2 protein-coding genes are annotated in these 10,549 nt (G+C 72.3%); both read right to left on the bottom strand.

Features of this window, described 5'->3' with window-relative positions; genetic code table 11:
* The coding region (locus VFV67_RS24720) for a type I polyketide synthase (protein ID WP_414636342.1) at window positions 1–8,217 on the bottom strand (8,217 nt) is incomplete at its 3' end.
* On the bottom strand, window positions 8,153–10,549 hold a 2,397-nt coding region (locus VFV67_RS24725; protein WP_326473022.1), incomplete at its 5' end, for an SDR family NAD(P)-dependent oxidoreductase. The genes VFV67_RS24720 and VFV67_RS24725, both read right to left, overlap by 65 nt.

Here is a 10,549-nt window from a genome sequence, read left to right on the forward strand (position 1 = left end):
GATATCCACCAACACCAACCGGTCCGGATGCTCCGACTGCGCCGAACGCACCAAACCCCACACCCCAGCCCGGCACGGATCAGCGATCACATCACCCGAAGCGGCAGCCACCGCATTACGGGACACAACGACAAGCTTGTCTGCGTGCTCCTCGGCAAGCCAGGACTGCAACTGCCCCAACACGTCGTCGGAATCGGCGTGCAACACCGGGATATCGGTGTTGGGGGTGGGGTTTGGGGTGTCGGGAAGGGACAGTGAGGTCCATTCGATGGTGAACAGGGAATCCGTTGCGGGGGTGGGGGTGGTGAGGCGATTGGTGGGAACGGGGCGAAGTACGAGTGACTGCACTGACACCACGGGGGCGCCGGAGGCGTCGTAGGCGGTGAGGGATATCGCGTCCGGGCCGGCGGGGGTGAGACGGACTCGGAGGGTGGAGGCGCCGGTGGCGTGTAGTGCGACGCCGGTCCAGGCGAACGGGAGGTGGGCGGTGTCGGTATCGGTGAGGAGGCGGCCGGGGGCGATGGCGTGCAGGGCCGCGTCGAGCAGGGCGGGGTGCAGGGTGAATTGGTCGGGTTCGCCGTCGGGGAGAGTTACGTGGGCGAAGACTTCGGTGTTGGTGCGCCAGACTGATTGCAGGCCACGGAACTGTTCGCCGTAGGTGAGGCCGGCGGCGGCGAGGCCTTCGTAGAGGTTGTTGATGGTGACCGGTTCGGCGTGTCGGGGGGGCCAGGTGTGGAGTGTTTCGGGGGTGGGGGGTGGGGTGTTGGTGAGTAGGCCGGTGGCGTGGCGGGTCCAGGACTCCGATGTGGCGGTGCGGGCGTGGATGGTGATGGGGCGGGTGCCGTCGTCGTGAGGTGCGGACACGCGAACCTGGATCTGGACTGCGTGGCGCTCCGGGATCGCCAGGGGGATTTCCAGTGTCAGGTCAGCGAGTTGGGGGCAGCCGAGATGGGTGCCGGCGTGCAGGGCCAGGTCGACCAGGGCGGTGCCGGGCAGGACCACGGTGTCGTGCACGACGTGGGCGGACAGCCAGGGGTGGGTGTTCAGGGAGAGGCGGCCGGTGAGGACGGCGCCGTCGTCGTCGGCGAGCCAGACTGGGGTTCCGAGTATCGGGTGGTCACTGTGTTCGCCGGAGAGCAGGCGGGCGTTGGGCCAGAACCGCTGGCGTTGGAAGGCATAGGTCGGTAAGTCGACACGACGGCCCTGGGGCAGCGCTGCCGGCCAATCCACCGGGATGCCGTTGACCCAGGCGGTTGCCACGGCGGCGAGGAGGGTGTCGGGTTCGGGTCGGCCGGAACGTGAGACCGCAACGGCGACGGGGGCGGCGACGCATTGTTGGGTCAGCGCGGTGAGTACGGCGTCCGGGCCCAGCTCGATGAACTTGGTGACGCCGTTGGTGGTGAGGGTGGTCAGACCGTCGGCGAACCGGACCGCTTGGCGGACATGGGTGACCCAGTAGTCGGGGGTTTGGATCTCGTGCGGGTCGGCAAGTTGGCCGGTCACGTTGGACACGATCGGGAGTTGGGGTGGGTGGAAGGTGAGGGTTTCCGCGACGGCGCGGAACTCGGCCAGCATCGGGTCCATGTGCGGGGAGTGGAAGGCGTGCGAGACGGTGAGGCGCTTGGTCTTTGCCCAGGACGGGGCCAGTTCGTCGATCACCGCTTCGTCACCGGAGATCACGACCGAGGTGGGGGCGTTGATCGCGGCGATGCTCACCCGGTCTTCCCGGCCGGCGATGGCTTCGGCGATCTCTGCTTCGGTGGCCTGGACGGCGAGCATGGCGCCGCCGGTGGGTAGCGCCTGCATCAGCCTTCCTCTGACGGCGACCAGGGTGCAGGCGTCGTCCAGCGAGAGCACCCCGGCCACATGGGCGGCGGCAAGTTCGCCGATGGAGTGGCCGAGCAGGATGTCCGGCGTGACGCCCCACGACTCCAGCAACCGGAACAACGCCACTTCCAGCGCGAACAAGCCGGCCTGGGTGAACACCGTCTGGTTCAACAAGTCGGAGTCGGTGAAGAGGACCTGCTGCAGCGGGCGGTCAAGCTCGGTGTCCAGCCGCGCGCACACCGCGTCCAACGCGTCGGCGAAGACGGGATAGGTGTCATAGAGCTGCTGGCCCATGCCGGGACGCTGGGAACCCTGACCGGAGAACAGGAAGGCGGTTCGGCCCTCGGACACCACGCCACGCACCGCACCCGGTGCGGACAGGTCGGGCAGGGTGGTGGGGTCGAGGACGACGGCGCGGTGGTCCAGGGTGGCCCGGGCGGTGGCCAGCGACCAGGCCACGTCCACGGGGGAGCTGTCGGGCAGGTCGGTCAGGCGGACGGCTTGTGCGGCAAGGGCCGGCGCCGAATGGGCGGACAGCAGCCAGGGCACCGGCACATCGGTGGGGTCGGTTGCGGCCGACTCGGGTTCGGGTTGGGCCGGCGGCTGTTCGATGATCACGTGGGCGTTGGTGCCGCTGACACCGAACGCGGAGATGCCGGCGCGGCGGGGACGGTCGCCGTGCCACGGGCGGGTTTCGGTCAGCAGTGACACCGCGCCGGAGGTCCAGTCGACGTGCGGGGATGGTTCGGCGGCGTGCAGGGTGGTGGGGAGGGATCGGTGGCGCATGGCCATGACCATCTTGATCACGCCGGCCACGCCGGCGGCGGCCTGGGTGTGGCCGATGTTGGACTTGACGGAGCCCAGCCACAGGGGGGTTTCGCGGTCCTGGCCGTAGGTGGCCAGCAGGGCCTGGGCTTCGATCGGGTCGCCGAGGGTGGTGCCGGTGCCATGGGCCTCCACAGCGTCCACATCGGACGGAACGAGGCCCGCGTTGGTGAGCGCGGCACGGATCACCCGCTGCTGAGACGGGCCGTTGGGGGCGGTCAGGCCGTTGGAGGCACCATCGGAGTTGACCGCGGAACCGCGGACCACGGCCAGAATCTGGTGGCCGTTGCGCTGCGCGTCGGACAGGCGCTCTACCAGAAGCACACCCACGCCTTCGGACCAGCCGGTGCCATCAGCGGCGGCGGAGAAGGCCTTGCACCGGCCGTCGGCGGCCAGGCCGCCCTGCCGGGAGAACTCGTCGAACACCACGGGGGTGGGGATGACGGTGACCCCGCCGGCCAGGGCCATCGTGCATTCGTTGTTGCGCAGGGCCTGGACGGCGAGGTGCAGGGCAACCAGGGACGAGGAGCAGGCGGTGTCGACGGTGACGGCGGGCCCCTCAAGGCCGAACGAGTAGGCCACCCGACCGGAGATCACACTGTTGGCGCCGCCGGTCAGGGCATGGCCGGCGGCCTCGTCGGGGATGCGCATTCCGGCGCCGTAGCCGGAGATGCAGGCGCCGACGAAGACACCGGTCGGGGTGCCGCGCAAGGAGTCGGGGGCCAGACCGGCCCGTTCCAGAACCTCCCAGCAGGCCTCGAGGATGAGCCGCTGCTGGGGGTCCATGGCCAGCGCCTCGCGCGGGGAGATGCCGAACAGGCTCGCGTCGAAGTCGGGGGCGTCGGGCACGAAACCGCCGAGCCGGGCATAGGAAACCTCGGTCTCGGTATCCCAACCGCGGTCGGTGGGGAACGCGGTGATGCCGTCCACGCCGCCGGCGACCAGATCCCACAGCTGCTCCGGGGAGGCGACGCCGCCGGGGTAGCGGCAGCTCATCGCGACGATCGCGATCGGCTCGTCGGCGGCGCCCGATCCGGCGACCGGAGCGGAATCCGCGCCGGCCGCGCCGGTCAGCGTCGCCAGCAGGAACCGGGCGACCGCACGCGGTGTGGGGTAATCGAACAGCAGCGTCACCGGCAGCCGTACGCCGGCCGCGCCGGCCACCCGGTTGCGCACCTCGACCGCGGTCAGCGAATCCAGTCCCAGGTCCTTGAACGGCCGGTCGGCCTCGACCGCCGCCACGTCGGCATAGCCGAGCACCGTGGCGGTCTGCCGGCGCACCAACTCCAGTACGACGTGCGCACGCTCGGCGGGCGCCGTCTCGGCCAGTTCGGCCGCCAGCCCGCCGGTGCGCTCCGCATCGGTCTCGGCCAAGGCGGCGCGCACCTCGGGCAGCTCGCCGATGAGCGCACTGGGCCGGGTGGCGGTGAACGCGACCGCGAACCGGGACCAGTCCACATCGGCCACCGTCACACAGGTCTCGTCGCAGTCCAGCGCGGAACCCAGCGCCGCCACCGCGAGCTCAGGGCGCATCGGCAGCAGACCGCGCCGGCGCAGGTACTCCTCCGCCTCGGCCGAGTCGACCAGCATGCCCGCGTCCGCCCACGGACCCCAGGACACCGACGTGGCCACCCGGCCACGGGCCCGGCGATGCTCGGCCAGCGCGTCCAGGAAGGCGTTGCCGGCGGCGTAGGACGCCTGGTTGCCACTCCCCCACACCCCGGAGATCGAGGAGAACAGCACGAACGCGTCCAACCCGTCGCCCAGCAGCTCGTTCAGGTGCGTCGCGCCCAACACCTTGGCGCGCATGGCATCGGCGAACTCGGCCGGATCGAGTCCGACGAGCGGGGCGGAATGCTCGACGCCGGCGGTGTGCACGACCGCGGTCACCGGGTGCTCGGCCAGCAGCGCCGCCAGCGCGCCCCGGTCGGCCACGTCACACGCGACCACGGTCGCGGTCACGCCCAGCTCGGCCAGTTCGGCGACCAACTCGGCCGCGCCGGGGGCGGTCGGCCCGCGCCGGCTGGTGAGCACCAGGTGCCGCGCACCGCGGCCGGCCAGCCAGCGGGCCACGTGCGCGCCGAGCGCGCCGGTGCCACCGGTGATCAGCACCGGGCCGCTGGGTGCCCATCCGGCGCCGTCCTGCGGTGCCGCGGCGGCGTGGGTCAGCCGCCGGGCGAACACCCCGGACGCGCGGATCGCGACCTGGTCCTCGGCACCGGCCAGCACGGCGGCCAACCGGGCGGTCGCCCGGTCGTCGAGCGTCTCGGGCAGGTCCACCAGACCGCCCCAGCGGTTCGGGTGCTCAAGGGCGACGACCCGGCCAAGGCCCCACACCAGACCCTGTTCGGGTCGGGTCAGCGGGTCGGAGCGCCCGACCGAGACCGCACCGCGGGTCAGGCACCACAACGGCGCGTCGATCCCGGCGTCACCCAACGCCTGCACCAGAACCAGGGTCGCGGCCGCGTCCAGACCGGAGAGCACACCGGTGACCCCTCCGGCCGGGCGCAGCCGTTCGGCCAGCTCGGCCCGGTCGTCGCCGGCGGTCAGCGGGACCACCGTGGCGCCCGATGCCCGCAGCGCGGCCGCGATCTCGTCGTCGGTGCCAAGGACCAACCAGGTGCCCGGCTCCGGCGCCGGTACGGGGCGCACCGGTGCCCAGCCGACCCGATACCGCCATCCGTCCACCGTGGACGAGGTCCGGCGGTCCCGGCGCCATGCGGACAGCGCCGGCAGCATCGCGTCCAGCCAGTCCGGTGCGTCCAGTCCGAGGGTGCTCGCGACCGCGTCCGGGTCGCCGGACTCCACCGCGGCCCAGAAACCGGCCTCGGCCTCATCCCGTGGCGCTCCGGCGGCCGGCACGGCGTCCGGCCAGAACCGCTCGCGCTGGAAGGCATACGTGGGCAGCTCCACCGGGTTACCGCCCCACGGGGCGAACACCGCAGGCCAGTCGACGGCGGATCCGTGCACGGACACCTCGGCGACCGCCGCGAGCAGCGTCTCGTGCTCGTCCCGGCCGGCCCGGCACACCGCCGCCGCGACTCCGTCGCCGACCAGCGCGGCCAGCACCCCGTCCGGCCCGAGCTCCAGGAACGTGGTGACCCCGTTGTCCCGCAACGTGGTGAGGCCATCGGCGAACCGGACCGCATCGCGGACGTGGCGCACCCAGTACTCAGGGTCGGTCACCGCACCGGTGGAGATCACCGGGATGCGGGGTGGGTGGTAGGTCAGGGTCTCCGCAACGGCCCGGAATTCGGCCAGCATCGGGTCCATGTGCGGCGAGTGGAAGGCGTGCGAGACGGTGAGCCGCTTGGTCTTCTCCCACCGGGGAGCCAGCTCGTCGATCACCTCGGCGTCACCGGAGATCACCACCGAGGTCGGGCCGTTGACGGCCGCGATGCTCACCCGGTCCTCGAGACCGGCGATGGCTTGGGCGACTTCAGCCTCGGTGGCCCGCACGGCGAGCATGGCTCCGCCGGTGGGCAACGCCTGCATCAGCTTTCCGCGCGCGGCCACCAGGGTGCAGGCGTCCGCCAGGGACAGCACGCCCGCCACATGTGCGGCGGCCAACTCACCGATCGAGTGGCCAAGCAGGAAGTCCGGCGAGATCCCCCACGACTCAAGCAACCGGAACAGCGCCACCTCAAAGGCGAACAGACCGGCCTGAGCGAACACCGTCTGGTTCACCGACTCCGGCTCGCCGAAGATCACCTCGCGCAGCGGCCGGTCCAGGTCGAACCGCGCACACACCGCGTCGAATGCCTGGGTGAAAACTGGATGCGTGGCGTAGAGCTGCTTGCCCATGCCGGCGCGCTGGGAACCCTGCCCGGTGAACAGGAACGCCAGGGCACCGTCCGCGGCGAACCCGCGCCGCACGGCCGCGGCGTCCTCGCCGCGGGCCAGCGCGGCCAGCCCGGCCGTGAAGCCGGCCCGGTCCGCGCCGAGCACAACCGCCCGGTGCGGCAGCAACGCCCGGGACGACACCAGCGACCGGCCAACGTCGACCGGCGCCAGACCGGGATCGGCCGTCACCTGGGCCAGCAACGCCGCGGCCTGGCCGCGCAGGGCGGCTGCGGTCCGGCCGGACACCACCCAGGGCAGCACGGCCGGCACCGGACCGGTCACCGGCGCCTCGGCCGCCAGCTCGACCGGCGGGGCCTCCTCGATGATCGCGTGTGCGTTGGTACCGCTGACACCGAACGACGACACGCCGGCCCGGCGCGGCCGGTCGTGATCCGGCCAAGCCCTGGCCTCGGTGAGCAGGCGCACCGCGCCCCGTCCCCACGCCACATGTGGGGTGGGCTCGTCGATGTGCAGGCTCATCGGCAACACGCCGTGCCGCAACGCCAGCACCATCTTGATCACACCGGCCAGCCCGGAGGCCGCCTGGGTGTGGCCGATGTTGGACTTCAGCGAACCGAGCCACAGCGGCTGATCCGCCGGCCGGTCCCGGCCGTAGGTGGCCAGCAGTGCGGTGGCCTCGATCGGGTCGCCGAGCCGAGTCCCGGTCCCGTGCCCGTCCACGACGTCCACATCGGACGGCAGCAGCCGGGCGCTGGTCAGCGCGTCCCGGATGACCCGCTGCTGCGCCGGCCCGTTCGGCGCGGTCAGCCCGTTGGACGCGCCGTCCTGGTTGACCGCAGAACCGCGCAGCACGGCCAGCACCCGGTGCGCGTTGCGGCGCGCGTCGGACAACCGCTCCACCAGCAACACCGCGACGCCCTCGGACCACCCGGTGCCGTCCGCCGCGCCGGCGAACGACTTGCACCGGCCGTCCGCGGCCAGCCCGCCCTGCCGGTGGAACTCGGCGAACGTGGCCGGGGTCGGCATCACCGTCACGCCGCCGACGAGCGCAAGCGCGCACTCGCCGGAGCGCAGCGCCTGCGCGGCCAGGTGCAGCGCGACCAGCGACGACGAGCAGGCCGTGTCGACGGTGACCGCCGGCCCCTCCAGCCCGAACGTGTACGCCACCCGGCCGGAGATCACGCTGTTCGCGGTGCCGGTCAGGGCATGCCCGGCCACCTCCTCGGGCAAGTCCAGTCCCGCACCGTAGTTGGCGTTCGACGCGCCGACGAACACCCCTGTCCGGCTGCCGCGCAACGAGTCCGGCGCCACCCCGGCCCGCTCCAGAACCTCCCAGCAGGCCTCGAGCACCAGCCGCTGCTGGGGATCCATGGCCAGCGCCTCGCGCGGGGAGATGCCGAACAGGCTCGCGTCGAACTCGGTGGCGTCGTCGAGGAATCCGCCCTCGCGCGGGTAGGACACCGGCTCGGCCAGATCCCAGCCGCGATCGGTCGGGAACCCGGACAACCCGTCGGTGCCGGACACGACCAGCTCCCAGAGATCCTCCGGTGAGCGGACGCCACCGGGCAGGCGGCAGCTCATCCCGACGATGGCGACGGGTTCTCGGGACGCCGCCAGCAGTTGCCGGTTCTGCTCCCGCAGCCGCTCGGTCTCCTTGAGCGACGCACGCAGCGCCTTGACGACCTGTTCCTCGCGACTAGTCATGCTGGTCAGCTCCCAATGCGGAATCCGGGTTGTCCAAAGCGGTCTGGATGAGCGCATCGACGTCCATCTCGTCGATGGCATCCGGATCCGCGGACACGGGATGGTCTTCGGGCCGGTCGTCGTCGATTCCGGCCAGCCTGAGCAGAACGTCGAGCACGCCCGCCTCGCGGAACCGGGCGATCGGCAGCGCGGCCAGCGCGGCGCGGATACGGGCCTCGCCGGCCTCGGCGTCGGCTCCGGCGGTGATCTCGGTGCCCAGGTACTCGGCGAGCGCGGCCGGCGTCGGGTAGTCGAAGATCAGCGTGGGGGGCAGTGCCAGGCCGAGCGCCTCGGCCAGACGGTTGCGGATGTCCACCGCGGTCAGCGAGTCGAAGCCGAGCTCGGCAAACTGGCTGCGCGCGGAAACCGGTGCGGTGCTGTCGTGTCCGAGGACCCCGGCCGCCTCGGTGCGCACCAGCTCAAGCAGCGCCCGGTCACGTTCGGTCGGCGTGGCCGCGGCCAGCCGCTCGCCGAACTGGGTCAGCCCCTGCTGGTCCGGCCCACCGGACGGGTCGAGCGCCCGCGCGGCCGCCGCCCGCTCGTTCGCCTCGAGCACCCGCCGCGCCTCGGGTAGCTCGGCGAGCAACGGGCTGGGGCGGGTGGAGGTGAACGCCGGTGCGAACCGCTCCCAGTCCACGTCGGCGACGGTCAACCGGGTCTCCCCCGCGTCCAGCGCCTGGGCCAGCGCGCGGATCGCCAGTTCCGGTGCCAGCACACCGAGTCCGCGACGGCGCAGGTACTCGGTGGCCTCCTCGGCGATCGCCATGCCGGCGTCGGCCCAGGGTCCCCAGGCGATGGCGGTGGCGGGTTGTCCTTGGTTGGTGCGGTGTTGGGCGAGGGCGTCGAGGTGGGCGTTGGCGGCGGCGTAGGCGGCTTGGCCGCCGCTGCCCCAGATGCCGGCGATGGAGGAGAACAGGATGAATGCGTGCAGGGGGGTGTCGGCGAGCAGTTCGTGCAGGTGTTGGGCGCCGTCGACCTTGGCCCGCAGGGTGTTGGCCAGTTCGGCGGGGGTGAGGTCGGTGAGTCCGGTCGAGCCGGTGGTGCCGGCGGCGTGCACGACGGAGGTGACCGGGTGGGCTTGCAGGAGTGCGGAAACCTCGTCGCGGTCGGCGATGTCGGCGGCGATGACGGTGGCGTCGGCGCCGAGGTCGGCCAGTTCGGCGACCAGTTCGGCCGCGCCGGGGGCGGCCGGGCCGGAGCGGGAGACCAGGATCAGTTCGGTGGCGCCGTGTACGGCCAGCCAGCGGGCGAGGTGCCCGCCAAGCGCTCCGGTGCCGCCGGTGATCAACACCCGGCCGGTCGGCCGCCAGCCGTTGCCCGGCAACGCATCCACGGCGTTCGCCCGCACCAGGCGGCGGGCGAACACGCCATCCGGCCGCACCGCCAGCTGATCCTCCCCGCACTTTCCGGTCAGGATTCCGGCGAACCGGTCGGCGGCGCGCTCGTCCAGGTCGGCCGGCAGATCGACAAGGCCACCCCAGCGACGGGGCCGTTCCAGGGCCACGACCCGGCCGAAGCCCCAGACCTGGGCGCCGGTCAGGTCGGTCAGCCGGTCGGATGCACCGGCCGAGACCGAGCCGCTGGTGACGCACCAGAGGGGGGCGTCGATCTCGGCGTCGCCGAGTGCCTGGACCAGAACCAGCGTCCGGTCCAGACCGGTGCCGCCGAGCAGGGACAGCACTCCGGCGATGCCGCCGGAGCCGGCCACCGCGTCGCGCAGCCGGGCGGTCAGCGCGGCTCGGTCCGGGGCGGCGCCGATTTCGATCTCCACCAGCTCCGCGCCGCGCTCGCGCAGGGCGTCGGCCGGTGCGCGGTCCCCGGTGCCGTCCGGCACGGCGATCAGCCAGGTGCCGTCCACCACGGCCGTCGGGTCGGGGATCCGGGTCCAGCTCTCCCGGTACCGCCATTCGTCCACAATGGACTGCGTGTTGCGTTCCCGGCGCCAGGCGGACAATGCCGGGAGCACGGTGGCCAGCCCGTTGTCGGCGTGCAGGTTGAGGGTCTCGGCAATGGTGGCGAAGTCCTGATTTTCCACCGCGGTCCAGAAGTTGGCCTCGGCCGGGTCGGTGCGGACCGACGCCTCGGCCGGAGCGGGGGTGGCGGTGAGCCAGTAGCGCTGGCGTTGGAAGGGGTAGGTGGGTAGGTCGATGGTCTGGCTGGCGTAGGGGGTGAGTATGGCGGGCCAGTCGATGGGGGTGCCGTGGGTGTGCAGGGTGGCCAGGGCGGTGAGCAGGGTGTGCGGGTCGTCGCGGCCAGGGCGCAGGGCTGGTGTGGTCACGATCGGTTCGGTTACGCAGTGCGGGGTCAGTGCGGTGAGGATGGCGTCGGGGCCGAGTTCGAGGAAGCGGGT

The sequence above is a fragment of the Actinophytocola sp. genome (assembly GCF_035762905.1).
Lineage (GTDB): Bacteria > Actinomycetota > Actinomycetes > Mycobacteriales > Pseudonocardiaceae > DASYTH01.